The 25,905-nt window shown below is 53.9% G+C and carries 27 protein-coding genes; 12 read left to right on the forward strand and 15 right to left on the reverse strand.

All coding sequences use genetic code 11. The features are described from left to right. Positions 1-3 precede the first annotated feature (3 nt). On the reverse strand, positions 4-324 hold the full coding sequence (locus JXQ85_RS03000; RefSeq protein WP_421747364.1) for a hypothetical protein: 321 nt from the start codon (positions 322-324) through the stop codon (positions 4-6). Between the two features lie 153 nt (positions 325-477). Here JXQ85_RS03000 and rarD point away from each other — a divergent pair, with 153 nt between their 5' ends. From rarD to JXQ85_RS03015, 3 genes are all read left to right on the forward strand, one after another. Further along, positions 478-1,365 (forward strand): EamA family transporter RarD, encoded by an 888-nt coding sequence (rarD, locus tag JXQ85_RS03005; RefSeq protein ID WP_421747365.1) that lies wholly within the window; start codon positions 478-480, stop codon positions 1,363-1,365. Between the two features lie 37 nt (positions 1,366-1,402). Then, positions 1,403-2,056: an RluA family pseudouridine synthase gene (locus JXQ85_RS03010; protein ID WP_421747366.1), complete on the forward strand. Its 654-nt coding sequence runs from the start codon at positions 1,403-1,405 to the stop codon at positions 2,054-2,056. Positions 2,057-2,144: 88 nt separating this feature from the next. Continuing rightward, entirely contained in the window at positions 2,145-2,795 is a 651-nt protein-coding gene (locus tag JXQ85_RS03015; RefSeq protein WP_421747367.1) for a peroxiredoxin, read from the forward strand. Between the two features lie 68 nt (positions 2,796-2,863). On the opposite strand, the gene pnp is transcribed toward JXQ85_RS03015, so the two are convergent. Together pnp and JXQ85_RS03025 are read right to left on the reverse strand one after the other, a co-directional pair. Next, positions 2,864-5,005, reverse strand: a complete 2,142-nt coding sequence (gene pnp, locus JXQ85_RS03020) for a polyribonucleotide nucleotidyltransferase (protein ID WP_421747368.1) — start codon at positions 5,003-5,005, stop codon at positions 2,864-2,866. 174 nt (positions 5,006-5,179) lie between these two features. Then, positions 5,180-5,509 (reverse strand): ArsR/SmtB family transcription factor, encoded by a 330-nt coding sequence (locus tag JXQ85_RS03025; protein WP_421747369.1) that lies wholly within the window; start codon positions 5,507-5,509, stop codon positions 5,180-5,182. 58 nt (positions 5,510-5,567) lie between these two features. Here JXQ85_RS03025 and JXQ85_RS03030 point away from each other — a divergent pair, with 58 nt between their 5' ends. After that, positions 5,568-6,917, forward strand: coding sequence for a pyridoxal phosphate-dependent decarboxylase family protein (locus tag JXQ85_RS03030; RefSeq protein WP_421747370.1), 1,350 nt, complete (start codon positions 5,568-5,570; stop codon positions 6,915-6,917). A gap of 55 nt (positions 6,918-6,972) precedes the next feature. Here JXQ85_RS03030 and rpsO read toward each other — a convergent pair whose 3' ends face one another. From rpsO to rbfA, 7 genes are all read right to left on the reverse strand, one after another. Beyond that, positions 6,973-7,242 (reverse strand): 30S ribosomal protein S15, encoded by a 270-nt coding sequence (rpsO, locus tag JXQ85_RS03035; RefSeq protein ID WP_421747371.1) that lies wholly within the window; start codon positions 7,240-7,242, stop codon positions 6,973-6,975. A gap of 132 nt (positions 7,243-7,374) precedes the next feature. Beyond that, complete coding sequence (locus JXQ85_RS03040) at positions 7,375-8,319, reverse strand: calcium-binding protein (RefSeq protein WP_421747372.1); 945 nt, start codon at positions 8,317-8,319, stop codon at positions 7,375-7,377. A 90-nt stretch (positions 8,320-8,409) separates the two neighbouring features. After that, positions 8,410-8,676 (reverse strand): DUF5665 domain-containing protein, encoded by a 267-nt coding sequence (locus JXQ85_RS03045; protein ID WP_421747373.1) that lies wholly within the window; start codon positions 8,674-8,676, stop codon positions 8,410-8,412. Between the two features lie 19 nt (positions 8,677-8,695). Next, the gene (locus tag JXQ85_RS03050) at positions 8,696-9,202 is read right to left on the reverse strand and encodes a DUF1643 domain-containing protein (protein WP_421747374.1); all 507 of its coding nucleotides are present in this window, start codon (positions 9,200-9,202) and stop codon (positions 8,696-8,698) included. After that, complete coding sequence (gene truB, locus JXQ85_RS03055) at positions 9,199-10,116, reverse strand: tRNA pseudouridine(55) synthase TruB (protein ID WP_421747375.1); 918 nt, start codon at positions 10,114-10,116, stop codon at positions 9,199-9,201. The genes JXQ85_RS03050 and truB overlap by 4 nt, the downstream gene beginning before the upstream one ends. 100 nt (positions 10,117-10,216) lie before the next feature. Further along, positions 10,217-10,945 (reverse strand): phosphodiester glycosidase family protein, encoded by a 729-nt coding sequence (locus JXQ85_RS03060; RefSeq protein WP_421747376.1) that lies wholly within the window; start codon positions 10,943-10,945, stop codon positions 10,217-10,219. Further along, a complete protein-coding gene (rbfA, locus tag JXQ85_RS03065; RefSeq protein ID WP_421747377.1) occupies positions 10,942-11,367 on the reverse strand; it encodes a 30S ribosome-binding factor RbfA in 426 nt (141 codons plus the stop codon). Before rbfA ends, JXQ85_RS03060 begins: the two co-directional genes overlap by 4 nt. 84 nt (positions 11,368-11,451) lie before the next feature. Between rbfA and dapB the strand changes: the two genes are divergently transcribed. Continuing rightward, a complete protein-coding gene (gene dapB / locus JXQ85_RS03070) occupies positions 11,452-12,261 on the forward strand; it encodes a 4-hydroxy-tetrahydrodipicolinate reductase (protein ID WP_421747378.1) in 810 nt (269 codons plus the stop codon). Positions 12,262-12,288: 27 nt separating this feature from the next. Here the strand turns inward: dapB and JXQ85_RS03075 are convergent, their stop codons facing one another. Beyond that, a complete protein-coding gene (locus JXQ85_RS03075) occupies positions 12,289-12,666 on the reverse strand; it encodes a DUF983 domain-containing protein (RefSeq protein ID WP_421747379.1) in 378 nt (125 codons plus the stop codon). A gap of 132 nt (positions 12,667-12,798) precedes the next feature. Next, positions 12,799-12,984 carry a DUF1674 domain-containing protein gene (locus tag JXQ85_RS03080; RefSeq protein WP_421747380.1) on the reverse strand — a complete coding sequence of 62 codons (186 nt, stop codon included), beginning with the start codon at positions 12,982-12,984 and terminating at the stop codon, positions 12,799-12,801. 89 nt (positions 12,985-13,073) lie between these two features. On the opposite strand from JXQ85_RS03080, the gene JXQ85_RS03085 reads away from it, so the two are divergent. The 7 genes from JXQ85_RS03085 to JXQ85_RS03115 all read left to right on the forward strand — a co-directional run bounded on the left by JXQ85_RS03085 (position 13,074) and on the right by JXQ85_RS03115 (position 21,724). Further along, entirely contained in the window at positions 13,074-14,342 is a 1,269-nt protein-coding gene (locus tag JXQ85_RS03085) for an RsmB/NOP family class I SAM-dependent RNA methyltransferase (protein ID WP_421747381.1), read from the forward strand. 126 nt (positions 14,343-14,468) lie between these two features. Continuing rightward, complete coding sequence (locus JXQ85_RS03090; protein ID WP_421747382.1) at positions 14,469-16,211, forward strand: heparinase II/III family protein; 1,743 nt, start codon at positions 14,469-14,471, stop codon at positions 16,209-16,211. 15 nt (positions 16,212-16,226) lie between these two features. Further along, the gene (gene purH, locus JXQ85_RS03095; RefSeq protein WP_421747383.1) at positions 16,227-17,816 is read left to right on the forward strand and encodes a bifunctional phosphoribosylaminoimidazolecarboxamide formyltransferase/IMP cyclohydrolase; all 1,590 of its coding nucleotides are present in this window, start codon (positions 16,227-16,229) and stop codon (positions 17,814-17,816) included. A 114-nt stretch (positions 17,817-17,930) separates the two neighbouring features. Then, positions 17,931-18,401 (forward strand): signal peptidase II, encoded by a 471-nt coding sequence (gene lspA / locus JXQ85_RS03100; protein ID WP_421747384.1) that lies wholly within the window; start codon positions 17,931-17,933, stop codon positions 18,399-18,401. Positions 18,402-18,451: 50 nt separating this feature from the next. Then, positions 18,452-18,967 (forward strand): DUF3035 domain-containing protein, encoded by a 516-nt coding sequence (locus tag JXQ85_RS03105; protein ID WP_421747385.1) that lies wholly within the window; start codon positions 18,452-18,454, stop codon positions 18,965-18,967. A gap of 103 nt (positions 18,968-19,070) precedes the next feature. Further along, on the forward strand, positions 19,071-20,432 hold the full coding sequence (locus JXQ85_RS03110; RefSeq protein WP_421747386.1) for a M16 family metallopeptidase: 1,362 nt from the start codon (positions 19,071-19,073) through the stop codon (positions 20,430-20,432). Next, complete coding sequence (locus tag JXQ85_RS03115; RefSeq protein ID WP_421747387.1) at positions 20,429-21,724, forward strand: M16 family metallopeptidase; 1,296 nt, start codon at positions 20,429-20,431, stop codon at positions 21,722-21,724. The genes JXQ85_RS03110 and JXQ85_RS03115 overlap by 4 nt, the downstream gene beginning before the upstream one ends. Positions 21,725-21,764: 40 nt before the next feature. On the opposite strand, the gene JXQ85_RS03120 is transcribed toward JXQ85_RS03115, so the two are convergent. Genes JXQ85_RS03120 through deoC form a run of 3 tightly spaced genes read right to left on the reverse strand, consistent with a single transcriptional unit; the run spans position 21,765 to position 25,783 of the window. Then, complete coding sequence (locus JXQ85_RS03120; protein ID WP_421747388.1) at positions 21,765-22,442, reverse strand: NAD(P)H-binding protein; 678 nt, start codon at positions 22,440-22,442, stop codon at positions 21,765-21,767. Further along, complete coding sequence (locus JXQ85_RS03125) at positions 22,439-24,784, reverse strand: aldehyde dehydrogenase family protein (RefSeq protein WP_421747389.1); 2,346 nt, start codon at positions 24,782-24,784, stop codon at positions 22,439-22,441. The genes JXQ85_RS03120 and JXQ85_RS03125 overlap by 4 nt, the downstream gene beginning before the upstream one ends. Before the next feature lie 6 nt (positions 24,785-24,790). Continuing rightward, the gene (gene deoC, locus JXQ85_RS03130) at positions 24,791-25,783 is read right to left on the reverse strand and encodes a deoxyribose-phosphate aldolase (RefSeq protein WP_421747390.1); all 993 of its coding nucleotides are present in this window, start codon (positions 25,781-25,783) and stop codon (positions 24,791-24,793) included. Positions 25,784-25,905 lie beyond the last annotated feature (122 nt).

Here is a 25,905-nt window from a genome sequence, read left to right on the forward strand (position 1 = left end):
GGATCAAGACCGCCGCATCGGCCCCTCGGGCCGGTAGCGGTCCATGACCTCATCTAGCAGGCGGTTGGTAATCTCTGGATTTTCCGCCTGCAGACATGGCAAAAGCACTGCCTTATTGGCTTTCTGTTTTGCCCCACTCGGATTGTGATTGCGATCAGGCCTAACATCGCTGAAGCAAGCTACAAATACTTCCTCAGATACATTCAAATCCGCCGCGATCTGATCGGTCGGGCGTTTACCGCGCTCTAGTGTTTCCGACGTGGCAACTGTTGCTAGACTAAGGCCGCCGAGTAGGAAGATTGCAGGAATGGTTAAAAGGCGCATGGGTATCTCCGTCATTGTTCAATGGCATGTTCAAGTGTTCAACGGGGCCATCACGGATTTCCGTCGCAGGTATCACGAAAAATCATCATTCGGGTTGATGACGGACTGGGTCATTGGCGATTAGGTAGAGGTGTAAACGATTGGATTTTTAAGATGACCCAACAAGATCAAGACACACCGCGCGGACTTGTGCTTGCCATCACGGCCTATGTGCTGTGGGGTTTTCTGCCGCTCTACATGAAGTTGCTTGCCCATGTGCCAGCAGTCGAGATCGTAGCGCACCGGGTGATTTGGTCTATTCCTGTTGCAGGCGCGGTGCTGCTGATTCTGCGCCGAACCAAAGATTTGCGCGAGGCGGTTCGTAACCCGCGCATGTTGGCCATGGGATGTGTGACGGCGGCGCTGATCTCTGTGAATTGGGGCATCTATGTTTATGCGATCTCGATCGAGCGTGCGGCTGATGCAGCGTTGGGCTATTATATCAATCCACTTTTTTCGATGTTCTTGGCCATAGTGCTGCTCGGGGAGCGACCAACCAAGATGCAGGTTGTGTCGATCTTGATTGCAGCAGCTGCCGTCCTTGTCCTCTTCATCGCCGCCCCTGCGCCGCCATGGATTCCGCTTGGATTGACCCTCAGCTGGGGTTTTTATGCATATTGTAAGAAATCACTGCCAATTGGTCCAAACCAAGGGTTTTTGCTCGAGGTTCTTATCCTGTCAGTGCCCGCTGCGGGGTATCTGATGTATCTTGGAACGTCAGGAGAAGGGGTTTTCCTGGCAAATGCGCGCGACACTTGGATTTTGCTTGCGGCCGGAGTTGTCACAGCCGTTCCTTTGATGATCTATGCGAATGGCGCGAAGCTGATCCGTCTGTCGACCGCCGGTATCCTGCAATATATCGCACCGAGCATGATCTTCATCATCGCGGTCTTTTTGTTCAACGAAGAACTTGATCAAAGCCGCATGATTGCCTTTCCCATGATTTGGACGGCTTTGATGATCTATTCGATAAGCATGGTACGCCAAATGCGGCGTCGGTGATCTTGTTCCTAGGCGCAGGGGAGGCTATCCCCACCCTATGAGCCAGATCACGCCTTATGACCCGCCGATGGACCCTTTGGATATCCTGCATGAGGATGGCCATGTGATCGCTGTGAATAAGCCCAGTGGGTTGCTTTCAGTACCGGGCAAGGGCCCAGATTTAGCAGATTGTCTGATCAAGCGGGTACAGGCGGTCTTTCCCGATGCGCTTTTGGTGCATCGTTTGGATCGTGATACTTCGGGTGTGATTGTCTTTGCACTAAACGCGCATGCACAGCGCAGCCTGTCGATGCAATTTGAAAAACGCACGACAAAAAAAACATATGTGGCGCTGGTCGAAGGCAGGGTTGCTGAAAAGACTGGGACCGTTGACTTCCCGCTGATCGTAGATTGGCCCAATCGGCCGTTGCAGAAAGTCTGTCACGAGACGGGGAAACCTGCCGCCACAGATTGGCGGGTGCTTAAGCAAACAGATGAATTGACCCGCGTGCGCCTATCTCCGAAAACGGGCCGAAGCCATCAATTGCGCGTCCATATGTTGGCCATCGGGCACCGCATTCTTGGGGATCCCTTGTATGCGCCTGAAACTACGGATGTTTACCCGCGCCTGTTGCTGCATTCCGAAGAGCTGCGCATCAACCATCCTGAAAGTGGTAAAGGGCTCAGCTTCCGCGCAAAGGCACCGTTTTAAGATCCTCGGCTGAAATCTCGAATTGACCCTTGCACCCGGCGCTCAGCAAGCACAGGTTATAGGCGAAACCAATTCACGGGAGGCCACCATGGGGCTTAGAATTAACGACGTCGTTCCAGATTTCACCGCAGAGACCGACCAAGGAGAGATCTCCTTCCACGATTGGATCGGCGACAGCTGGGCCATTTTGTTCTCACACCCCAAAGACTTCACTCCTGTCTGCACAACGGAATTTTCAGCAGTTGCTCAGCTGTCAGATGAATGGGCTGCGCGCGGCACTAAAGTGATTGGTGTTTCCGTCGATGGTGTTGAAGAACACAAAGGCTGGAAGAAAGACATCGAGGCTTATGGCGATGCGCCTGCAGGGTTCCCGATTATTGCTGACGGTGAACTGAAGGTTTCCAAACTCTTTGATATGCTTCCTGCCGAAGCGTATTTACCAGACGGTCGTACGCCTGCTGACAGCGCGACTGTTCGGTCTGTGTTTATCATTGGGCCAGACAAGCAGCTGAAACTGTCGATGACCTACCCGATGACCGTTGGCCGAAATTTTGCAGAAATTCTACGCGCGTTAGATGGTCTGCAAATGTCAGGCAAAGGTGTTGCGACTCCAGCGAACTGGGTACCGGGCGAGGATGTGATTATCCCACCTGCGGTTTCCAACGAAGATGCAAAGGCGAAGTTTGGTGAGTTCGAAACCATCTTCCCTTACCTACGCAAAACCAAAGCGCCTGAGTAAGAAACGGTACACTCCTAATAAAAAAGCCCCGCATTTGCGGGGCTTTTCCATTTCTAGAAAGAGACGGATTAGTCTTCTTTCTTTTCTTTCTTCTCAGGAACGACTTCTTCGCCGGTTTCCTGATCAACCACTTTCATGGACAGGCGCACTTTACCGCGGTCATCAAAGCCGAGCAGTTTCACCTTAACTTCTTGACCTTCTTTCAGAACGTCAGATGGGTGGTTCAGGCGGCGGTTTTCGATCTGGGACACGTGTACCAGACCATCGCGCTTGCCAAAGAAGTTCACGAAAGCACCGAAGTCTACGATCTTTACAACCTTACCAGTGTAAATCGCGCCTTCTTCTGGCTCTGCCACGATTGCGTGGATCATGTCATAGGCTTTCTGGATGGACTCACCATTCGGAGATGCGATTTTGATCACACCTTCGTCGTTGATGTCGACCTTAGCACCTGACACTTCAACGATCTCACGGATCACCTTACCGCCAGAACCGATCACTTCACGGATCTTGTCGGTTGGGATGTTCATGGTCTCGATGCGAGGTGCGTGAACAGAGAAGTCAGACGCGCCAGACAGCGCTTTGTTCATCTCACCCAGGATGTGCAACCGGCCGTCTTTCGCCTGCGCCAGCGCCTTTTCCATGATTTCAGGTGTGATACCTGCAACCTTGATGTCCATCTGCAAAGAGGTGATGCCGTTTTCGGTACCTGCCACTTTGAAGTCCATGTCGCCGAGGTGGTCTTCGTCACCCAGGATGTCGGACAGGATCGCATAAGACCCGTCGTCTTCCAGGATCAGACCCATCGCAACGCCAGCAACCGCAGATTTCAGCGGAACGCCCGCGTCCATCATAGACAAGGAGCCACCACAAACGGATGCCATAGAGGACGAACCGTTGGATTCTGTGATCTCGGATACAACACGAACAGTGTATGGGAAGTCAGTTGCCGCTGGCAGAACTGCCTGAAGCGCGCGCCATGCCAGTTTACCGTGACCGATTTCACGACGGCCTGGGCCACCAACACGACCAACTTCACCAACAGAGTATGGAGGGAAGTTATAGTGCAGCAGGAAGTTGGAGCGGAAGTTGCCGTGCAGCGCGTCGATGATTTGCTCGTCATCGCCTGTGCCCAATGTGGTCACAACCAGACCCTGAGTTTCGCCGCGTGTGAACAAGGCAGAACCGTGGGTCCGTGGCAGGAAGCCAACTTGGCTTTCGATCGCGCGAACAGTTGTTGTGTCACGACCGTCGATACGCTTACCTGTTTTCACAACGTCGCCGCGCAGGATGCCAGCTTCCAGCTTTTTCATTGCGGAACCAAGGTTCGCGTCTTCCAGTTGCTCTTCGTTCAGCGCTTCTTTGATCGCTGTACGTGCTGCGGAAACGGCAGATGTACGCTCTTGCTTGTCAGTCAAAGCAAATGCTGCGCGCATTTGCTCTTCGCCAGCTGCTTTCACCGCTTCGTAAAGCTCGGTGTACTCAGGTGGTTGGAAGTCAAATGGCTCTTTTGCACAATCTTCGGCCAGATCAATGATCAGGTCGATGACTGGCTGGATTGCTTCGTGTGCAAATTTCACCGCACCCAGCATTTCAGCTTCGGTCAGTTCGTATGCTTCGGATTCAACCATCATGACGGCATCTTTGGTTCCAGCGACAACCAGATCCAGACGTTGGTCTGGGTTGTTGCGCAGGTCCTGCATGTCGTCGACTTGTGGGTTCAGGATGTATTCGCCATCTTCAAAGCCAACACGTGCTGCACCGATTGGGCCCATGAATGGCGCACCGGAAATGGTCAGCGCTGCGGAAGCCGCAATCATCGCAACCATGTCTGGGTCGTTGACCAGATCGTGGGACAGAACAGTACACATGACCAGCACTTCGTGCTTGAAGCCATCCACGAACAGCGGACGGATCGGACGGTCGATCAGACGGGCTGTCAGTGTTTCTTTTTCAGTTGGGCGCGCTTCGCGCTTAAAGAAGCCGCCAGGTACTTTACCAGCAGCGTAGTATTTTTCTTGGTAGTGCACGGTCAGTGGGAAAAAGTCCTGACCTGGCTTTGGTGCCTTTGCAAAAGTTACGTTGGCCATGACGCTGGTTTCGCCCAAAGTGGCGATTACGCTGCCATCAGCCTGACGGGCAACTTTACCCGTTTCCAGCGTGAGGGTTTCTTCCCCCCACTGCATCGATTTCTTTGTTTCTGTGAACATCATCGTATCCTAATTGGGAGCTCTCCCGGCCCTCCGGGTCTCCCGTTTTGCATGGTGGCCCCATTGCCACCGACCTCATCTATCTTTCTTTCGCGTGCCGAGGCCCTGCACTCGTCTCAGATACCAAGCGCCATACAGGAGTTTTACGTCTTTGGGAAGCGATATGGCGTGCGGTTAAGGTGTGTGCTTGGAGGCGTCGCAGAGGATTGAGCCCAGACTGGAAAGGGCGGACGCCTGAATTTTGTAGAAGACCCAGTTTTTAATCTTTTTGGAACTCACAAGGCCCGCAGTTTCTAGCGTTCGCATGTGTCCGGTGACCGTTGGTTGGCTGAGGCCAGTCTTGTCGGTGATAAAGCCAACGCAGACGCCATCCTCGATTAAATTGCCATCCCGCTGTGGAGGGAAATGCGCTGTCGGGTCCAGCAGCCATTCGATGATCTGTGCCCGGTGCGGATTTGACATCGCGCGCAGCATCGGAAGAGCATCTAAGATTTGGGTAGGCATATAGGTTTTTTCCTATATAGATATTATTCAATATAGATTCGATTATAGGGAAGATGCCATGAATGAACTTGAGTTGCTACAACAAGCGGATCAATTCGCGCGTGCCTACACTGCACTTACCGAGTATCGTCCGTCCTATCCCAGTGAAGAGTCCATTCGCGATCTTGATCGTCTTAACGAACAGCTCACTCAGACAGGACACTCTGCTCTATCGACATTGGAACTTATGAATACAGTTGCAGGAAGCGCGACCGTAGCGTCAAACGGGCCACGATATTTTGGCTTTGTCCTTGGCGCGAGCTTGCCTGTGGCGGCTGCCGCGGATCGCCTGGCTCTGGCTTGGGACCAATGTGCATCCAGTGCGGACAGTGCGCCGGGTGTTCATGCACTCGAAACGCAGGCTGCAAAGTGGGTCTTGGAAATTTTAAAGCTTCCCGAACAATCGGCCGTCGCTTTCGGGACCTCTGCAACCGCATGCGGACTGAGCTGCATTGCTGCCGCCAGAGCGGAACTTCTGGCCCGTATAGGTTGGAACTATGTTGAAGAAGGTCTTGTCGGTGCGCCAGATATTCGGGTCGTTGTTTCCGATGTCGCGCATGTGACCATCAAGAAAGCGCTGCAAATCCTTGGGTTTGGATGGAACAATGTCATAAAAGCTAAAACCGACGAGTTTGGCCGGATTGTTCCGGAAAGCCTGCCTGACCTCGATGATCAGACGATCCTTATCTTGCAGGCAGGGGAGGTGAATACGGGTGAATTTGATCCCTTCGACCCACTTATCCGAATGGCGCATGATGCAGGTGCTTGGGTACATGTTGACGGTGCTTTTGGCCTTTGGGCACGCAGCACATCTCGGCTGAGCCACCTAACAAATGGAATTGACGCGGCTGACAGCTGGACGACGGATGGACATAAGTGGCTGAACACTCCCTACGATAGCGCTATGGCGATCTGCCGCGATCCGCAGGCTTTGGCGCGGGTGATGAATAGCGATGCGGTCTATTCCAGCGCGTCTGCGGATTCCCAAAAAAACCTGACGTTGGAGTTTTCACGCAAAGCACGTGGCGTGACTGTTTGGGCAGCATTGCGAACACTGGGCCGCGACGGGGTGGCGCGCATGGTCGAGCAGCACCACGTGCAGGCGCGGTTTGTGGCGGAGCGGCTGACTGCAGCCGGATTTGAAGTGCTTAACCGTGTGGTATTGAATCAGGTGCTGGTACGAGGGTTTGATGACGTTGCCACACAGCGCATCGTTGCCGCAGTGCAAGCATCTGGTCGGGTCTGGTTCGGTGCTACGGTTTGGAAGGCGCGCCCTGCGTTTCGGATCAGCCTGTCGAGTTTTCGTACGAAAGAACGTCACATTTTGGAATTGATTGATATCCTCGAGGCAATTGGTCCTCGGGGTTAAACAAAAACACCCGCTCGAGCGAGCGGGTGTTTCTTTAAGCCGGAATGTGAATTCCTTAGCGACGCAGGCCCAAACGTTTGATCAGGTCTGTGTAACGAGCTTCTTCTTTGCCTTTCAGGTAGTCCAGCAGCTTACGGCGCTGAGCAACCATTTTCAAAAGGCCACGGCGACCGTGGTTGTCTTTTTTGTGGGTTTTGAAGTGCTCTGTCAGTGTCGCAATGCGGGAAGACAGGATCGCAACTTGAACCTCAGGGGAACCAGTGTCGCCCTCTTTGGTTGCGAATTCTTTCATCACGCGGTTTTTTTCTTCAACAGTAATCGACATCGGGGTCTCCTATTCTAAGGGTTTTGGGCACAAGCCGGGATGTCGTCCAGCAGAGTCCATGGAGCAACCCGTGATTCCTTTGGATTCACGAGAAGATGGGCGCGTATAGGCCCTATTTTAGGGGATTGGAAGTTAATTTTCTATCTCACCGGGTTCGGAACGCAGCACGGTTACCGCCTCCGCCTCCACATCGCCACCGCCTTCTAAGGTGGCAAGCGTCTCTCCGTCGACCTGAAGATAACCAATGGTTGGGTCATTTGGATCGGTTAGGATTGAAACCACGCTTTCAACCCCTTCGGGCAATATAACCACAATTTGGTCTTCGGCGGGATCGAAATCCTGCCAGACACTCGGATCGGCATCTGTGTTCCACAGACCAAACACACCTGTATCTACACCTTCACCTCCATTTAAGACGTCACCAGCACCAGCGATGATCACGTCATTTCCGCTCCCTCCGTTTAAGAAATCTAATCCGTCCTGATCTCGGTCGTTGTCATCCAACGCGGTTCCAACAAGCAGATCATTCCCCTCGAAGCCAGACAGGGTGTCAGAGCCAATACCCCCAACCAGAGTGTCATCGCCGTGACGGCCGGCAAGCCAGTCATCTCCGAGATCACCATGTAGGATGTCGTCTCCAAGGCCACCATTCAGGCTGTCCTCACCATCACCACCAGATAGGGAATCGTCTCCGTTAGCGCCGTTCAACTGATCATTGCCAGTATTTCCAGCTAAGACGTCGTCATCACGGCCGCCATCAAGGGTGTCGGACCCTGCGCCCCCCACAAGCGAATCGCTTCCCTCATCACCAAGCAGCCAATCGTCCCCTGCTTGGCCCGAAATGTTGTCATTACCTGCATACCCGTTGATTTGGTCTTCGCCATCGGATCCAGACAGCGTGTTGTCGCCATCATCGCCGGGGATGATCGAACTACCGCCGGTCGTCCCACCGGATCCCGCACCACCATCTTCGGTGTCGTCGTCTATTGGATCATTGTCGTCATCTGTTGTGTCGCTCACGCTGACGAGCGCCGCACCCATTGCCATAACGCCAAATATACTGGCCAATAACCACATCACCCCGCCCTTTCCCAAAGCTCATGAATGACATCACGTTAGGCAGAAGGGGTAAACGAATAGCTCGTCAAATGGTTAACGCCGCTCGAATTATTGCGACAATTCGATTTGTTTTACGATTTGCGCGGCCCAGTCGCCGACAAGAGGAAGGAATTCGAACTGGCTGACCCACCAAGCCAAAAGCGAGACCAATAGGGATGCGCCCAACACGGTCCCTAGGCCAAAGGCTAAACCTCTCGCAAATTGAAACATGATCATGCGCCAAACCGAATTCTGAACGCGGATAAAGCGGTGGTTGTTTAACCGCGCCACTTCTTCGGTCAGTTTTGCAATGGCGGCTTCGGGTGTGTCCGACATGGTATTCTCCCGGATTCAATCAGCGCCATAACTCAGGTTGTTGAGCATATGGCACGTATAGGGGATGCCGAGGGTGACCTTCTTTTGTCAAGCCAAAATGGCTGAGTGTATAGCCCGCAGTAGCTAGGACCTGATGGGTGTTTGGCCCCTGTTCTAAATGCGCGCCATGCACGCCCCAAGCGGCAAGGATGGTGTCAGCCCAATCGCAAGAGGCTTGCAAAATGCGTTGATTGTCGGGCCCTTCTGGTGCGGGATGTTTGCGCATTTTGTGCGGGTGGGTTTCTCGTAGCGCAAAGATGTTCACTGCGCGGAACCCACCGAATCCCAAGGCCCTTGCACGTCGCTCACAGCGTTCGATCGTTGCGTCGTTCTGAACTTCCGTTGCTTTTGATGGATTCAACATGATGTACAAAAGCCTTGGGCTTTCTACATCCCAAACGCGCGTCAGCGCATAGCGGTAGGTCTCGCAGTCAGAATAGAGCGCTTCGGATTCAGCATCCCCTTTCTGAAAGCGGCGTGTGATCATGTTGCTTCAGGGAGTACGAAAACGCGGTTCGGGTGTAGCTCACCCGACTTAAATTCGCCAATCGCGACGGGAACGCCTTGGTGGCTGACCCAGCAGGTTTCGCCGTATTCTAGCCCGTCTGCAATCACCATCGCGGGGTTACCGTTGCGCAAGCGCACAGCGGCTTCGGCGGCGCAGGTGGTTTCGGGAATGCCTTCTAGGCCTGCTGTTAAGGGGAGGAGATGCTGATCCAACTCTGGCGTTTTAGCGAGCGCATCAATGGTTTCGAGGCTGAGTCCGTTTTCGGCCTCAAATGGGCCGGACCAAACGCGACGCAGCTCGCGCACGTGCCCAAAACAGTCAAGGGCTTCCCCAAGGTCGCGCGCGATTGAACGTACGTATCCGCCTTTCCCACAGGTCAGTTCCAGCAACACATGATCCGTGTCCTCACGGTCCAGCATAATCAAGCTTTCCACCCAAAGTGGGCGGGCAGCGATTTCGACATCTTCGCCATCGCGCGCAAGCTTGTAGGCGCGTTGCCCGTCGATTTTAACGGCGGAGAATTTTGGAGGGACCTGCTGAACCTCGCCAACAAACTGCCCAAGTGCGGCTTTGATGTCGTCATCTGACGGGCGTAGATCCGAGGAGGAAATCACCTCGCCTTCGGCATCATCCGTATTGGTCGCCTGACCAAGACGCACAGTGAATTCATAGCTTTTGAGCGCATCTGTGATGTAGGGGACGGTTTTGGTGGCTTCACCCAAGGCAACCGCCAGCACACCTGTCGCTTCAGGATCCAGTGTCCCCGCATGGCCTGCCTTTTTTGCGCCAAACGCCCAGCGCACCTTGTTGACCACCGAGGTCGAGGTAATCCCCGCCGGCTTATCAATAATCAACCAACCCGAAATGTCGCGCCCTTTACGTTTGCGGCCCATGCCATCCTCGATTTTGCAATGTGTTTCGAATTGCGCGGCCTATAGAATGACATCCATTTGGTCAATTGGCCAAGCACATCATGGATGATAACGCGAATTCTTATTCTACAACGCCGATGATCGGACCCATCCAAAAGCCAGGATCATTACGATTGATAGAGGGGGCGTAAAGGCGGCTCACACGACCATCTAAAAATAAGGCTTGAGGCAGATCCAAGGTGTCGCGGAAAAACCGTGCGAATTCATGGAAGTTCACACCGTTTTCCGATTTCACAAAAACTGTCTGGCGGCCATCAGCGCTGGTGCCAACACCATTCCGGATAAATTTCGAAGTGCTGTTTGCGATGAACTTAGGATGCAGTGTGCCGTCGATGACCAACATGGGGCCTGATTGCGTGGCAAACCGGCACTCTTTTGGTTGCGCTTCAAAGGCTTTGGCTTCGATGACATCGGCACGGCCGTCGCGAACGCAAAAGACTCCGTTTGGGACCAAGCCAAAATTACCTGGACCCGCATTTGGATAGAGCTTTTGACTCTGTGTGCCGTCCTCCACGTAATAGCCGACTGGGCGGCGATCTGGGTGATACATGCCGCCATTCATGGCAAAGGAAAGCGTTTGGGTTTCTTCCAATTGCTGTTGGACCACGTCGAAGTGGCCTAAGATGCGATCTGTTTTATCACGCAGAAATAAGCGTATGTCGGACTGTGCGCTGTCCACTTCGCAGACGGTATAACGATTGCCTTCAAAGGTCTCATCGGTACAGGACACTGCCGCAGCAGCCATCGGCCAGATAGCAAGCGTTGCTACAAGGCCGAGGATGGCTTTCATGCGCTGTCCTCATCGTCGACATCAACATTGGCTTCCACATCCCGCTGTACGCGTGCATCGCTTAGGATGCGACGGGTTTCATCCATCTGATCGTAGGTCTGATCCAGTTGGAAACGCAGCTCGGGCGTGTGCTTGAGGCCTAGCTTTTTACCGATCATTCGGCGTAGCTCGTAGGTGTTCTTAGACAGAAGTTTAAGAACGTCCTCTTTGCCTTTACCACCCAGTGGCAGCACATAGACAGTTGCAATGCGCAAATCAGGGGAGGTACGCACCTCGCCGACAGTGATCGACATGCGGTTCAGATCCGGATCGTGAATGTCACCACGCATCAGAATTTCGGACAGTCCACGCCGAATGGTTTCGCCGACGCGCAACTGACGCTGAGACGGGCCCGCGTCGCCATTAAAGTTATTCTTAGCCATAGGCATCCCTTATGCGCTTTCGGCCCCTTTGCCAAGCGCGGCAGATTGCAGTAAAGGCTGGGCCATACCGAATAGGAGATAAAGATGGAAGACCTTCCAGGTATTGTGATTACTGGCGCTTCAGGCCGCATGGGACAGATGTTGATCAAGACCGTGATCGAAAGCGACAATGCCAAACTTGTCGGTGCTGTCGAGCGTAAGGGTCACGATTGGGTGGGTCAGGACGTTGGCGTCGCTATGGGCGGTTCCGCGCTGGGCGTAACCGTCACAGACAAACCTTTGGAAGCTTTTGCCAAAGCACAGGCTGTGATCGATTTCACCGCGCCGTCCGCGACGCTTGAATTCTCGAAACTGGCGGCTCAGGCGCGCGCTGTGCATGTCATTGGGACAACCGGCATGAGCGATGAAGAGATTGCCCAATTGGAACCGGCGTCCTACCACGCGGTGATTGTGCGTGCTGGGAACATGAGTCTTGGTGTCAATCTACTGACACTACTCACCAAAAAAGTTGCTGAAGCCTTGGATGACGATTTCGATATCGAAGTGATCGAGGCGCACCATCATCATAAGGTCGATGCACCGTCGGGGACGGCTTTGATGTTGGGTGAGGCAGCGGCCGAAGGGCGCGGTGTCGATCTGAACGAAGTGTCAGATCGTGGCCGTGACGGCATTACTGGAGCACGCAAAAAAGGCGATATCGGCTTCACTGCCATCCGTGGCGGCTCTATTATCGGAGAGCATGATGTTTTGTTCGCAGGAGCGGGCGAAAATATCATTCTGCGTCACGTTGCAACGGACCGCGCTTTGTTCGCAAAAGGGGCTTTGAAAGCTGCGCTTTGGGGCCAGGATAAGATGCCCGGTCATTACAACATGCTGGATGTGCTGGGGCTTTAACCCCAGCAATACGGCTTGGATAGAGGCTTAGCGCTTGTCAAACCCGTGCATGCGCTTAGCCCATTGATAGGCCACAATGAGGGCTTTGAACCGTGGCAAAGCCAGCAATGACACCACGATCGCAATCGCACTGATCACCAAGGCCATTGTCAGTGGATCCGGGCGCCAGAACTCCCACATCATTGTCAAAGAAAAGATCATGACTTTACCAACCAGCAGAATGGTTAGGTAGGCAGGGCCATCATCGGCGCGATGATGATGTAGCTCTTCATGGCACACCGAGCATTCGTCGTGCACTTTGAGATAACTGTGCAAAACGTTACCTTCACCGCATTTCGGACACTTCAGGGCCAAGCCATTTTTCAGGGCCGGTGCTAGCGGGCGGTTTGAGATTACTTCAGTCATAGCGCATTCCATCTGTTCGCACATGGTGTTCCATAAGGAAACCTAGGATGGCATATCATCAACTTCAATTTTGAGACCTGCGACCTAGGCGCACGGTTGAGCTGCGGACATGGCTCCCTTGAGCGCATTGCATCAGAAATCGACAGCGATGCCCTTCTTTTCCCAGTCGCCAAAGCGCACTGGCTCTGGGCCATCGCGCCCTCCGAGCTCTGGCGCAAGCCCAAGATCTTTGGCCTTCTTGCGGCGCTCTTCGGCTTCGGCCAAGGCGCGTTGTGCTGCGGGTGGCAGATCCGAGATTTGCTTTTCAGATTCACTCATAGAGCGCCTTCCTTTCCAATCACCCCCTTGATATACGCCCCCATCCCATATGGACAAGGCCCATTGGGCAAACGAAAGGGTTCCCTTAGATGGCGCAAACAGGCGTTCAAGCGCGGCGGTCAGCCGTATACCTGCTGGATCAGGTGATTGGCGAAGGTCGTCTTTTGTCCGAGTGTATCGCCGCGGGGGCACTAGATCGTCTGCAGCCTGCAGAACGCGCAACTGCACAACGTTTGGCAATAGACACCCTGCGTGGCTTGGAGCGTGCGGACCGTATGCTGCAAAGGCATCTTAAGAAATATCCACCTTTAACAGTGCGCAATGTATTGCGGGTTGCAACAGTCGAGCTGTGCCAAGGCGGCGCTGCCCATGGCATCGTCAATAGTGCGGTTTCGATAGTAGGCGCGAACAACCGGACTGTGGCCATGAAAGGTTTGGTCAACGCCGTACTGCGCAAGGTTGCAGCTGCCGGTCCAGATGCGTGGAACATTTTACGTATCCCGCGTTTGCCGAAGTGGATTCGGGAGCCCTTGGTGATGGCATATGGTGGCGAAGCTGTGCAGGCGATGGAAAAAGCCCATTTTGAAGGTGCGCCTTTGGATTTAACAGCAAGAGGTGACAGAGGCGCATTGCAGCGTTCTCTTGGTGGTCAGCTGCTTGAGACAGGCTCTGTTCGTCTGGACGATTCAGGGCAGGTTTCAACGATGCCCGGGTTCAAAAAGGGCAGCTGGTGGGTACAGGATGCAGCGGCCGCGATTCCGGTTCAGGTTTTGGCGCCTAAAGAAGGCGAATCTGTCCTTGAGCTCTGTGCTGCGCCGGGCGGTAAGACCATGCAATTGGCCGCAGCTGGTGCAAAAGTTCGCGCGGTGGACAGCAATAAGCATCGCATGGAACGGGTGCGTGAGAACCTAAAACGGACCAAACTTGAAGCAGAATTGGTTGTCGGTGACGCGCTGGTTGAAACCGGAGCTTGGGATGCGATTTTGTTGGATGCGCCTTGCTCGGCGACAGGTACGATCCGGCGTCACCCAGACCTACCGCATGCCAAGGATGGCAGCGACTTTGCAGGGCTGTTTGATCTGCAAGCTGCGACGCTGGACAACGCTTTGGACATGCTAAAGCCAGGTGGTCGTTTGGTTTATTGCACTTGTTCACTGTTGCCAGACGAAGGTGAATGCCAAGTCGAAGATGCTTTGGCGCGCCATTCCAATATTCAAACCGACGTTGAAGCGCTGCGCCTTCCGGGTATCGATGAGGCTTGGTTTACCGAAGAAGGTGGATTGCGTCTGCGGCCTGATTATTGGGCGGACAAAGGTGGCATGGACGGTTTTTACATCGCGTGCTTGGTGAAAACCTGAGGCTCAATATTTAGCTGCATCAGCAAATTTCAGCGCAGGGCTCCCCTTGCGATTGAATCGGTGACTTTGCCAAAAAGGACAGCTACACTCTGCTCAAACGCCACAAGAGCGTAAGAGGCAGAGTGAATGCTCAATCCAAATAGCCCCAGTTCGCGCTACACTAGCGCCATGCATCGATTGCATGCTCGGCTAAGTACATTGGCGCGGCCAGCGACGTTGTTTACGTCTATGCCAGAGCCCCGCACCATTGGCGTTTTCGCCAAGGGCCGCCAGCTTTTGGCGGGCAATTTTCTATTTGCCGGGCATCTGATTGTTGCACCTGAAACGTCGATCTGGGACTTGCAGGCACCTGACGCCGAATATGAACAAGAACTCCACGGCTTTGCTTGGCTTGATGATTTGGCCGCAGTTGGCGACACGGCCGCACGTCAAAAAGGTCAGGCTTGGGTCTGGCGTTGGATTGAACGGTATGGTCGCGGCCGAGGGCCAGGTTGGACGCCAGAGCTTGCTGGCCGTCGATTGATCCGCTGGATCAACCACGCAATCTTGCTGCTGCAAGGACAAGACAAAGAACAATCAGATGCCTTCTATCGCTCACTCGGCCAGCAGGTCATTTTCCTGAGCCGTCGTTGGCATGCGACTGCACCGGGATTACCTCGTTTTGAGGCTTTGACTGGGTTGATCTACGCGGGGCTCGCCCTTGAAGGCATGTCCGAACATGTTGATCCAGCATTGAAAGCTCTGGCGAAGGAATGTCAGCGTCAAATTGACGATCAAGGCGGACTGGCGACGCGAAATCCTGAGGAACTGCTTGAGGTTCTCACCCTTTTGACTTGGGCACGTGTGGCGCTTGAAGATGCGGGACGCGAACCCAGTGAGACACATCGCACCGCTATCCAGCGTATCGCACCGACGTTGCGTACCCTACGCCATGCGGATGGAGGGCTTGCCCGATTCCATGGAGGCGGTCGTGGAATGGAGGGGCGCTTGGACGCAGCTTTAGCAGCGTGCAAAGTCAAGGATCGGCAGCCAGATGGACAGGCCATGGGTTATGCGCGCCTGTCTTCAGGCCGCACCAGTATCATTCAAGATGCTAGCCAACCGCCACTCGGTGAGAATTCACTAAATGCACATGCATCCACGCTGGCCTTTGAAATGACCAGCGGGCGTCGGCCTGTGATTGTAAATTGCGGGCCCGGAGATTCCTTTGGTGAAGAGTGGCGCCGGGCAGGGCGCGCGACGCCTAGCCATTCAACTCTTTCACTCGATGGGTTTTCATCTGCACGACTTGGCGAAAGCGGCAAAGGCTGGCGCGAAGAACAGTTGATTGATGCGCCGAGCGATGTGCCGGTTCAGCTAAGCAGTGCGAATGATGGTTTGCGTCTGGAAAGCGGTCACAACGGGTATGTCGCGACGCATGGTCTAACGCATGCGCGAACATTAGAGCTGACCTTTGATGGGAGAGGCCTTGCCGGCGAAGACTTATTGTTGGCGTTGGATGACAATTCAAAACGGCAATTTGATCGCGTGATGGACGCCAAAAATCTGCAAGGTATCCCTTATCAGGCCCGATTCCATTTGCATCCAGAGGTCGATGCTGCGGTCGATTTGGGTGGGGCAGCCGTTTCGATAGCGCTGAAAAGCGGAGAGATCTGGGTCTTTAGGCACAATTCAGGCGCGAATCTGAGCCTTTCTTCGTCCGTTTACCTCGAAAAAGGACGATTAAAACCGCGTGCGGCCAAACAGATCGTTTTATCCGGCGTCGCAATGGAGTATGCGACCCGCATCCGGTGGTCACTGTCAAAGGCGCAAGAAACGTCGATTGCCATTCGTGACTTGAACCGGGATGAGCTGGACCTGACACACTGATTGGACTTCGACCTGATGACCGACCTGACTCCTATTCGCCGCGCATTGCTTTCTGTATCTGACAAAACCGGGCTGATCGAGCTGGGCCAAGCGCTGGCTGCGCGTGGCGTTGAACTGCTCTCAACCGGCGGCTCTGCCAAGACGCTGCGCGACGCAGGTCTAACCGTGGTGGATGTGGCCGACGTTACTGGTTTTCCAGAGATGATGGATGGCCGCGTGAAAACTCTGCACCCAAAAGTGCACGGTGGTTTGCTGGCGCTACGGTCTAACCCGGCGCATGTGGCGGCCATGGAAGAGCACGGCATTGGCGGCATCGATCTTCTGGTTGTGAACCTTTATCCGTTTGAGGCCACAGTGGCTGCGGGTGGTGATTATCAAACCTGCATCGAAAATATCGATATTGGCGGTCCTGCGATGATCCGTGCGGCATCCAAGAACCACGATGATGTTGCCGTGATTGTTGACGTTCAAGATTACGATGGCTTGCTGGCAGAACTCGAAGCCAACGATGGTCAGACAACTTATGCTTTCCGTCGCAAGCAATCTCAGATCGCATATGCACGCACTGCAGCTTATGACGCGGCTGTGTCCAACTGGATGGCTTCCGCGATTGGTGAAGAAACACCACGTCGTCGCGCGGTTGCAGGCGAGCTGGTTCAGACGCTTCGTTATGGTGAAAACAGCCACCAGCAGGCTGCGTTCTATACTGATGGCTCTGGTCGTCAGGGTGTGGCTACAGCGACCCAGTTGCAGGGCAAAGAACTGTCTTACAACAATATCAACGACACGGATGCGGCGTTTGAACTGGTCGCGGAATTTGATCCCGCAAATGGCCCAGCCGTTGCAATCATTAAACACGCAAACCCATGTGGCGTAGCGGTGGGTGACACTCTGGTTGATGCTTACCAAAAGGCTTTTGATTGCGACCGGACATCAGCCTTTGGCGGTATCGTTGCTTTGAACCAGCCGCTGGATGCCGACACGGCCACTAAGATCACTGAAATCTTCACTGAGGTTGTGATCGCGCCGGGTGCGTCTGACGCAGCTAAAGAGATTTTTGCAGCAAAGAAAAATCTGCGTCTGTTGCTGACCGATGGCCTGCCAGACCCGCGCAAACCGATCATAGCTTACAAGCAAGTCGCAGGCGGCATGTTGGTTCAAGACAAAGACGTGGGTTCTGTTGCCGTAGAAGAGCTGAAGGTCGTCACTAAGAAAGCGCCATCCGACGAACAAATGGCGGATCTGCAATTTGCATGGAAAGTCGCGAAACACGTGAAGTCCAACGCAATCGTTTACGTTAAGAATGGCGCGACCGTTGGCGTGGGCGCTGGCCAGATGTCTCGTTTGGACAGTGCAAACGTTGCTGCAGCGAAAGCGCAGCGTATGGCTGCAGAGCTGGGCTTGGACGAAAGCCTCGCAAAAGGGTCTGCAGTGGCATCCGATGCCTTCTTCCCATTTGCAGACGGTCTATTGGAAGCTGCTGCAGCCGGTGGCACCTGCGTGATTCAGCCGGGCGGTTCGATGCGCGATGATGAAGTGATCAAAGCGGCAGATGAAGCGGGATTGGCAATGGTCTTTACAGGCATGCGCCACTTCCGCCATTAAGATATGTTAACAACGGCCCGTCCGGTGACGGTCGGGCCAAATGGCTCCCAGCAGAGGCGCAAAGCCCAGCCAGGGATCGCAACGTCGGGGTGACGTTTAGAAAGGACACGAGTGATGAAACTCGTATTTTGGGCAGGCTTTTGGGCATTCCTCGTTGATCAAGCGAGCAAGTATCTTGTGGTGCATACACTTGATTTGCGTGAAGTTGGTCAGATTGAGGTGTTTCCACCATTTCTGAATTTCCACATGGCTTGGAACCAAGGAATCAATTTTGGCCTCCTGGCGGATAGTTCTGATCTGGCGCGTTGGATATTGATTGCCATCGCCATTTTGATCAGCGGTTTCGTTTACTATTGGGTGTCCAAGGATCGACCGGGTAAACTGGGTTTGATAGCAGGGGGCCTACTGATCGGTGGTGCGCTTGGTAATGTTGTGGATCGCTTGCTTTATGGCGCTGTCGCGGATTTCTTAAATATGTCCTGCTGCGGGTTTGTGAATCCCTACGCCTTTAATGTCGCTGATATTGCGATCTTTGCCGGTGCGCTGGGTCTTGCCATTTGGGGTGGACCTAAAAAGCAGGCGTGACGTCGGCTGCATGATGGGTTAAAGCTTGGCGAAACGGCAGGAGTTTCTCAATGCGCGTGTCGCGAGCGGTCATTTTCGGATTTGCCTTATTGGTGTCAGCCTGCGCGAACGAGCGCGGTATTCGTGTATTGTCTTCTGATGATGCAGGGCCTGATGAGTTTTCAATCATTCCAACCAAGCCATTAAGTCAGCCTGAGAATTATGCCTCTTTGCCAACACCGACACCGGGTGGCGGCAATCTCACAGACCAAGATCCGCAAAATGATGCGGTGGTGGCCCTAGGTGGTCGTGCGCAAGCAACGCCAGATACCGGAACTTTTGCTTCTGGAGATGCTGCCTTAGTGAGCTATGCTGCGCGGAACGGTAGCGGCGGTGGTATTCGTGAACAACTGGCAGAAGATGACGAAAAAGTGCGTGGCCGTTTCTCACGTTTTACAGGGTGGCGACTGGCCAAACCTGACCGCTACAACGAAGTGTACCGGTTTTATCATTTGAACGCCTATGCGGAGCTTGCCCGTTGGCGTGCTGCAGGTGTCAAAACACCGACGGCCCCTCCACCACAATAAAACATTCAGACTTCGCTAACGTTTGCCTCACAAAGATGTTTGTGGGGTTGAACGTGCCTGCGCGCAGCGTAACTATTTAAACAATTGATTTGAGGAGACACCGATGCAGCGTTTGCTGAAGTTGGCCGGGGCTATCGCCCTTGTCGCATTGCCCCTGAAAGCTCAGGAAATGGTCACGGATTTCACGCTGGATAACGGCATGCAGGTTGTCGTGGTCGAAGATCACCGTGCCCCCGTTGTGATGCACATGGTCTGGTACAAGGCAGGTTCGGCAGATGAGAAACCCGGTGTTTCTGGTATCGCGCATTTCCTTGAACACTTGATGTTCAAAGGGACCGAAAACCTTGAGTCGGGTGAGTTTTCAAAAGTTGTCACAGCCAATGGTGGCCGCGACAATGCTTTCACCAGTTTTGATTACACGGCTTATCACCAGCGCATTGCGTCGGATCGCCTAGAGTTGATGATGCAGATGGAAAGTGAGCGCATGGTCAATCTGCGCATTCTTGAAAGTGATGTGCTGACCGAACGCGATGTCATCATCGAAGAGCGCAATCAACGCACCGAAAACAGCCCTGGCGCACTGTTTCACGAGCAACGCAATGCCGCACAATATATGAACCACCGTTATGGCGTGCCGATCATTGGCTGGCGCCATGAGATGGAGACTCTCGATAAGCAAGACGCGTTGGATTTTTACGAAACCTTTTATGCGCCCAATAACGCTATTTTGGTTGTCGCCGGTGACGTGAACCCTGATGAAGTGAAGGCGCTGGCGGAAACGCATTATGGTGTGATCCCTGCAAACCCAGATTTGCCAGAACGCCTGCGCACACAAGAACCACCGCAGCTATCGGCGCGCCGGATGGAGTTTCGAGATGCGCGTGTAGCGCAGGAGTATGTTACCCGGTCTTACCTTGCTCCTGAACGTGATCCTGGTGATCAAAAGGAAGCAGCTGCTTTGACGATGTTGGCGCAGGTTCTTGGCAGCGGGCCAAATTCAGTTTTGGCAGAGAAGCTGCAGTTTGGCACCGAGCAAGCTGTCTATGTATCAGCCTTCTACAGTGGTGTGTCATTGGACGACACAACCTTCGGTCTGGTGATCGTACCGTCCCAAGGGGTGTCGTTAGGCGACGCCGAGGCTGCGTTGGATGGGGCAGTCCAAGACTTTTTGCGTGACGGCGTAGAGCCTGAACATCTTGAGCGCATCAAGATGCAGCTGCGGGCCGAGCAGATTTACGCACGAGATTCGGCAGATAGTGTCGGAAATCGATATGGTCGCGCTCTGACCTCTGGCCTCACAGTCGATGACGTTCGGGCATGGCCTGACCTGCTGCAAGCTGTCACCGAAGAGGACATCTTTGCGGCTGCCGAACGTGTATTTGATGTGAACAAATCAGTCACCGGCTGGCTTATGCGCCCTAAAGCGCCAGAAGCACCGGCTGCTCAAGAAGAGGTGAAACAATGATCCGTCGTACCCTTGCGGCTCTTGCCGTCCTTATGGCCTTTCCTGCGCAGGCTGAAGTTGACATCCAAGAGATCACCAGCCCCGCTGGCGTGCAGGCCTGGTTGGTGGAAGAGCGCTCCATTCCATTTGTGGCACTTAATGTCTGGTTTCAGGGCGGCGGCACCTTAGATTTGCCCGGCAAACGCGGCGCTACGAATCTGATGGTTGGCTTGCTTGAAGAGGGCACCGGCGAGATGAACGCGCAGGACTTTGCGCGCGAAGCAGAGCGTTTGGCGGCATCGTTTGACTATGAAGCTTATGATGATGTTGTCGCCATTTCGGCTCGGTTTTTGACCGAGAACCGAAAGGAAGCGATGGCGTTGCTCAGAAAATCTATTGTTGAACCTCGCTTTGATCAGACTTCAGTAGATCGTGTGCGCGAGCAGGTTTTGTCGATCATTCGATCTGATGCGAAAGATCCGGATCGGATTGCCAGCCAGACTTTTGATGCGCTGGCTTTTCCCGATCACCCCTATGCGACCTCTTTGAATGGGTCCGAAGTAAGCGTCACTAGCCTGACACGAGATGACATCGTCGACGCGCATCAAAACGCGATGGCGCTGGGCAATGTTATAGTGTCAGCGGTCGGAGATATTTCCGGCGAAGAATTAGGTGAGCTTGTCGATGACTTGCTGAACGGGTTGCCGGCAGAAGCTGCGGTGCTTCCAGATCGGGCGAACTACCAGCTCGAAGGTGGTCAGACGGTGATCGACTTTGCAACACCGCAATCTGTTGCGATATTTGGACACGAAGGCATTACGCGAGATGATCCAGATTTCTTTGCCGCTTACGTTTTGAATCAGATCCTTGGTGGTTCGGGGTTTGACAGCCGTTTGATGGATGAGGTGCGCGAAAAGCGTGGCTTAACCTACGGAGTGAGTTCATTCTTGGTCGCGAAAGATCTTGGCGAGCTTTATCTTGGCCAGGTGGCGTCGGCGAATGATCGGATTGGGCAGGCAATTGAGGTCATCAAGGATGAGTGGAAACGCATGGCAGATAATGGTCCCACAACGGGAGAACTGCTGCAGGCCAAAACCTATCTGACCGGGGCTTATCCCCTGCGTTTTGATGGCAATGGGCCGATCGCAAATATTCTGGTTGGGATGCAGATGGACAATCTGCCTATCAACTATATTGCGACACGCAATGACAAGGTGAATGCAGTTTCGATGGAAGACATCAAGCGCGTGGCGAAACGCATCCTGCGCCCAGAAGACCTGCATTTTGTGATTGTGGGACAGCCCGAGGGATAAGCTCGGGCAGCGTTTGATCAGCGCCTCGCGCGTCTTTGACTTATCGCGTCAGTCTCTGAAAATCATCCCATTCGAGGATTTCGACTGGCTCACCGATTTCAGTTAGATTTCGCGCAAAGGCTGCCCCGAGTGTAGCAACTTTGACGCCGCGCATGTGGCGTAAAGGACCGCTCAAAATCGGGGCGAGCTTTGGCCAAACGGCAAGGGTGATGGCCTGGCCGACGCCGTATCTATTGTTTGGGGTCAGGATCATGCTGGGGTGAAAGAGGCTCAGCCGTTCAAAGCGCATGGCCTTCAAGGCATCCTCTAGCTGGCCCTTGCTACGTAAGAAAAAGCTCTTGGATTTTGGGTTTACTGCGATCGAGGATAGCAATTCAAAATGCAGGACACCTGCTGCTTTACAGGCCTCACCGTAGGCAATCACCGCATCCCGATCAACGCGTAGAAAGTCTTCTTTGCTGACTGAAGAAACCGCACCGACTCCGAGCGTGCAGATGGCGATTTCATGTCCCACAAGAAGGTGCGCATATGTCTGCGGATCAAGCGGGTCGACGATGTGTTCGACGAACTTGTCAGATTGAACCGCAGTAAAAGGACGACGCGTGAGCACCGTAACTTTTGCAATCTCGTCCATCAAAGCCAGTTCGCGCATGGCCTCGCTGCCAACCGCTCCGGTCGCACCAAGGATCACTACGTTTCTGCTGGACGAACTGTTCATTCGCCGTATGGGATCCAGATGTTTTTGACTTCTGTTCCGGCTTCAAGGAACTCTTTGCCCTCTCCATCCGCGCCCATCCAGTCTCTCGCCTGACCGTTGTTAACCCATGTGCGTTTCAGATTGCCCGCGCTTGCACCTTCGATCACGCCGGAAATGTCGCTGCTTGAGAAACTCCAGACGGCATCGACGTTCAGGTGATCTGCAAGCGTTTTTGCAAGCTCTGCATGGTTGCCGGACAGGATGTTCACGACACCTGCGGGCACATCAGAGGTTTCCAGGACCTGATAGAAGTCCAGCGCCGCCAGAGGATAGGCCTCTGATGCGGTTAGAACCACGCGGTTGCCCATTGCAATTGCAGGGGCCATTGCGGAGATGAGGCCTAATAGCGGTGCTTCGTCAGAACAGATCGCGCCAATCACGCCTACCGGTTCTTTCATTGCCAAGGCAACACCACGGATCGGCACGCCATGTGCTTGGCCATCGTATTTGTCCGCCCAAGCCGCATAGGTAAACAGACGCGAGATCGCGGCTTGAACCTCTTTATCGCCGCCCTTTTTGCCGGTCAGCGTATCAATGCGGCTGGCAAACTCGTCTGCGCGTGCAGAGAGGTTTTCGGCGATATAATATAGGATCTGCGCACGCAGGTGGCCTGTGGTTTTCGACCACGCCTTTGCACTCGCCGCAGCCTCGACTGCATTGCGAATGTCTTTGCGATTCGCAATTGGGGCTTGGCTCAGAAGTTTGCCATTCTTTGCATAGACATTTTGGGAATATCCGCCATCTGGGCGGGCTTGTTTCCCGCCAATATAAAGCTTGGCGGTGCGATCCAGCGGATCAACAGGTCCGTCCTCACCCGTAAAAGCTTCGACATTAGAAAGGGTTTTCGCAGCCGCGATTGGCTTGGTGTACGCCGCCAAACCTTCCCAGCCACCCTCGCGGCCAAAGCCGCTTTCGCGCACGCCGCCAAACCCGGCAGCGGCATCGAAGAGATTGGTCGCATTGACCCAAACAACACCAGCGGTGAGTTTTGGCGCAATATCAAGCGCGAGGTTTACGTTTTCTGTCCAAAGCGTAGCCGCGAGCCCGTAGCGCGTATTGTTGGCGATTTCGACGGCTTCACCCGGTGTGCGGAAGGTCATGGCGCAAAGTACCGGGCCAAAGATTTCTTCCTGCATCAGCTTGGAAGCTGTTGAAAGGCCAGTGATCAATGTCGGTGGATAGAAGCAGCCTTCAGCTGGTACGGTGCTGTTCGCACGGTAGACCTCGCCATCGTCATTGCTATCGACCAAGTCGGTGATGGTTTTCAACTGAACCGGATCAACTACGGCGCCGACGTCGATGCATTTATCCAGTGGGTTGCCAATACGCAGCCCATCCATGCGCGCCTTCAGTTTTGAGTAAAACTGATCTGCAATGCCTTCTTGCACCAGCAAACGAGAGCCAGCGCAGCAGACTTGACCTTGGTTGAACCAAATCGCGTCTACCAGTCCTTCAATCGCGCTGTCGATGTCAGCGTCTTCGAAAACGATGTAAGGTGACTTGCCGCCCAGCTCTAGGGTCAACGTCTTGCCTGAACCTGCAGTGGCTTCGCGGATTTTGCGACCGACAGATGTTGAGCCGGTGAAGGCGATTTTGTCGATGTCGTTGTGGTTGACGATCATTTCGCCAACAGCACCGTCACCTGTGACGATGTTCACAACGCCATTTGGCAGGCCCGCTTGGCGACAGATGTCAGCGAAAAGCAGCGCGGTCAGGGAAGTGTATTCAGCCGGTTTCAGAACAACCGTGTTGCCCATCGCAATGGCTGGCGCGACTTTCCAGGCCAGCATCAGCAGTGGGAAGTTCCATGGGATGATCTGCCCGCAGACCCCAAGTGCTTCGCGGTCTGGGAGTTCGCTGTCCATCAGTTGGGCCATGCCCGCGTGATAGTAGAAATGACGATGCACCAATGGAATATCGATGTCGCGGCTCTCGCGAATTGGTTTGCCGTTGTCGAGCGTTTCAAGAACAGAGAACAAGCGACTGTGTTTTTGCACCAAGCGCGCAATCGCGTAGAGATAACGCGCTCGGTTGTGACCCGGCAGTGCTGCCCATTTTTTTTTCGCAGCACGCGCTGCTTTCACAGCTGTATCAACGTCATTTTGGGTGGCTTGGGAAAGCTGCGCCAGCACCTCACCATTCGCTGGGTTCTTGCTGTCAAACCCTTCGGACGCGTCGGTGAACTTGCCATTGATAAAATGCCCAAAGCTTGAACCCTGATCCACCAGCCACGCCAAAACATCAGCAGCAGATTCCGGGGCAGGGCCATAGTCCATGGTTTCGAAGATTTCTTTGACGGTCATTGTGTCTTATCCCATCGCATGGCGGTAGCCCGCCGAGTATTTGCCGGTCACGTGGTGCTCTAGTTGGCGTTCAATGTCGCCAAGCAGAGAAGAGGCCCCAAAGCGGAATAGATCAGGCTGCAACCAACGGTCGCCCAGCTCGTCTTTGATCAGCGATAGGTAAACCAGCGCGTCTTTGGCTTTAGAGATGCCACCTGCTGGTTTGTAGCCGACACGGAAGCCAGTGCGTTCATAATATTCGCGGATCGCACGGATCATCACAAGAGATACGGGCAGGGTCGCATTAACGCTTTCCTTGCCGGTCGAGGTTTTGATGAAGTCAGCGCCAGCCATCATGCAAACAAGAGACGCCTTATAGACATTGCGCAAAGTACCAAGCTCACCAGTCGCCAAGATCGCTTTTACATGAGCATCGCCACAGGCCTCGCGGAAGGCTTTCATCTCGTCATACAGCGCTTGCCAGTTGCTTTGAAGCACATGACGACGTGTGATCACGATGTCGATTTCTGCCGCACCAGCAGCAACCGATTGGCGGATCTCTTCGACGCGCAGATGGAAGGGGGACAGGCCTGCAGGAAACCCGGTGGAAACGGCGGCAACAGGAATACCCGTGCCTTCGACTGCAGTCACGGCGGTTTCGATCATGTCATGGTAGACACAGATCGCGCCGGTGGTAAGGCCGGACATATCTAACGCTTGCAACAATTCTTCGCGCACGGGCTGTTTTGCCTTGGCGCAAAGCCGCTTCACGCGGCCTTCGGTGTCATCACCGGCGAGGGTGGTCAGATCCATCAATGAAATGGCTTTCAATAGCCAAGCGGCCTGATGGTCTTTTTTCACCGAACGACGCCCAGGCAAAGTCTTTGCACGGCGCTCAATGGCAGATGTGTTGGCTTGAACGGCGCGAACCCAATCAAGGTCGAGCTCCATGCCGGGATTACGCGGCTCAACAGCTTGTGGTAGCTGATGGGTCGCGTCTTGCTGGATTGTTGTTTGCATGACGGTCTCTAAGCTTAGATCGCTGCCAATTTTTCATGCAGCATTCAATATTACAAGACGTTTCAGGTCGATTCTGGTGATTATTTGTCCATTTGGTAAAATTAACTTGCGAATAATTCTCA

It is taken from the genome of Cognatishimia sp. (assembly GCF_049116455.1).
In the GTDB taxonomy this organism is placed as follows: domain Bacteria; phylum Pseudomonadota; class Alphaproteobacteria; order Rhodobacterales; family Rhodobacteraceae; genus Cognatishimia.

Bases quoted from the DNA above. Each gene is read 5' to 3' on its own strand.
- lspA (WP_421747384.1), top strand. From the start codon at position 17,931: ATGAAACTCGTATTTTGGGCAGGCTTTTGGGCATTCCTCGTTGATCAA.
- JXQ85_RS03105 (WP_421747385.1), top strand. From the start codon at position 18,452: ATGCGCGTGTCGCGAGCGGTCATTTTCGGATTTGCCTTATTGGTGTCA.
- JXQ85_RS03015 (WP_421747367.1), top strand. From the start codon at position 2,145: ATGGGGCTTAGAATTAACGACGTCGTTCCAGATTTCACCGCAGAGACC.
- JXQ85_RS03000 (WP_421747364.1), bottom strand. From the start codon at position 324: ATGCGCCTTTTAACCATTCCTGCAATCTTCCTACTCGGCGGCCTTAGT.
- JXQ85_RS03060 (WP_421747376.1), bottom strand. From the start codon at position 10,945: ATGAAAGCCATCCTCGGCCTTGTAGCAACGCTTGCTATCTGGCCGATG.
- JXQ85_RS03120 (WP_421747388.1), bottom strand. From the start codon at position 22,442: ATGAACAGTTCGTCCAGCAGAAACGTAGTGATCCTTGGTGCGACCGGA.
- JXQ85_RS03125 (WP_421747389.1), bottom strand. From the start codon at position 24,784: ATGACCGTCAAAGAAATCTTCGAAACCATGGACTATGGCCCTGCCCCG.
- JXQ85_RS03040 (WP_421747372.1), bottom strand. From the start codon at position 8,319: ATGTGGTTATTGGCCAGTATATTTGGCGTTATGGCAATGGGTGCGGCG.
- dapB (WP_421747378.1), top strand. From the start codon at position 11,452: ATGGAAGACCTTCCAGGTATTGTGATTACTGGCGCTTCAGGCCGCATG.
- JXQ85_RS03085 (WP_421747381.1), top strand. From the start codon at position 13,074: ATGGCGCAAACAGGCGTTCAAGCGCGGCGGTCAGCCGTATACCTGCTG.
- JXQ85_RS03080 (WP_421747380.1), bottom strand. From the start codon at position 12,984: ATGAGTGAATCTGAAAAGCAAATCTCGGATCTGCCACCCGCAGCACAA.
- truB (WP_421747375.1), bottom strand. From the start codon at position 10,116: ATGGGCCGCAAACGTAAAGGGCGCGACATTTCGGGTTGGTTGATTATT.
- JXQ85_RS03090 (WP_421747382.1), top strand. From the start codon at position 14,469: ATGCTCAATCCAAATAGCCCCAGTTCGCGCTACACTAGCGCCATGCAT.
- JXQ85_RS03025 (WP_421747369.1), bottom strand. From the start codon at position 5,509: ATGCCTACCCAAATCTTAGATGCTCTTCCGATGCTGCGCGCGATGTCA.
- rarD (WP_421747365.1), top strand. From the start codon at position 478: ATGACCCAACAAGATCAAGACACACCGCGCGGACTTGTGCTTGCCATC.
- JXQ85_RS03115 (WP_421747387.1), top strand. From the start codon at position 20,429: ATGATCCGTCGTACCCTTGCGGCTCTTGCCGTCCTTATGGCCTTTCCT.
- JXQ85_RS03050 (WP_421747374.1), bottom strand. From the start codon at position 9,202: ATGATCACACGCCGCTTTCAGAAAGGGGATGCTGAATCCGAAGCGCTC.
- JXQ85_RS03045 (WP_421747373.1), bottom strand. From the start codon at position 8,676: ATGTCGGACACACCCGAAGCCGCCATTGCAAAACTGACCGAAGAAGTG.
- deoC (WP_421747390.1), bottom strand. From the start codon at position 25,783: ATGCAAACAACAATCCAGCAAGACGCGACCCATCAGCTACCACAAGCT.
- JXQ85_RS03075 (WP_421747379.1), bottom strand. From the start codon at position 12,666: ATGACTGAAGTAATCTCAAACCGCCCGCTAGCACCGGCCCTGAAAAAT.
- JXQ85_RS03010 (WP_421747366.1), top strand. From the start codon at position 1,403: ATGAGCCAGATCACGCCTTATGACCCGCCGATGGACCCTTTGGATATC.
- pnp (WP_421747368.1), bottom strand. From the start codon at position 5,005: ATGTTCACAGAAACAAAGAAATCGATGCAGTGGGGGGAAGAAACCCTC.
- rbfA (WP_421747377.1), bottom strand. From the start codon at position 11,367: ATGGCTAAGAATAACTTTAATGGCGACGCGGGCCCGTCTCAGCGTCAG.
- purH (WP_421747383.1), top strand. From the start codon at position 16,227: ATGACCGACCTGACTCCTATTCGCCGCGCATTGCTTTCTGTATCTGAC.
- JXQ85_RS03110 (WP_421747386.1), top strand. From the start codon at position 19,071: ATGCAGCGTTTGCTGAAGTTGGCCGGGGCTATCGCCCTTGTCGCATTG.
- rpsO (WP_421747371.1), bottom strand. From the start codon at position 7,242: ATGTCGATTACTGTTGAAGAAAAAAACCGCGTGATGAAAGAATTCGCA.
- JXQ85_RS03030 (WP_421747370.1), top strand. From the start codon at position 5,568: ATGAATGAACTTGAGTTGCTACAACAAGCGGATCAATTCGCGCGTGCC.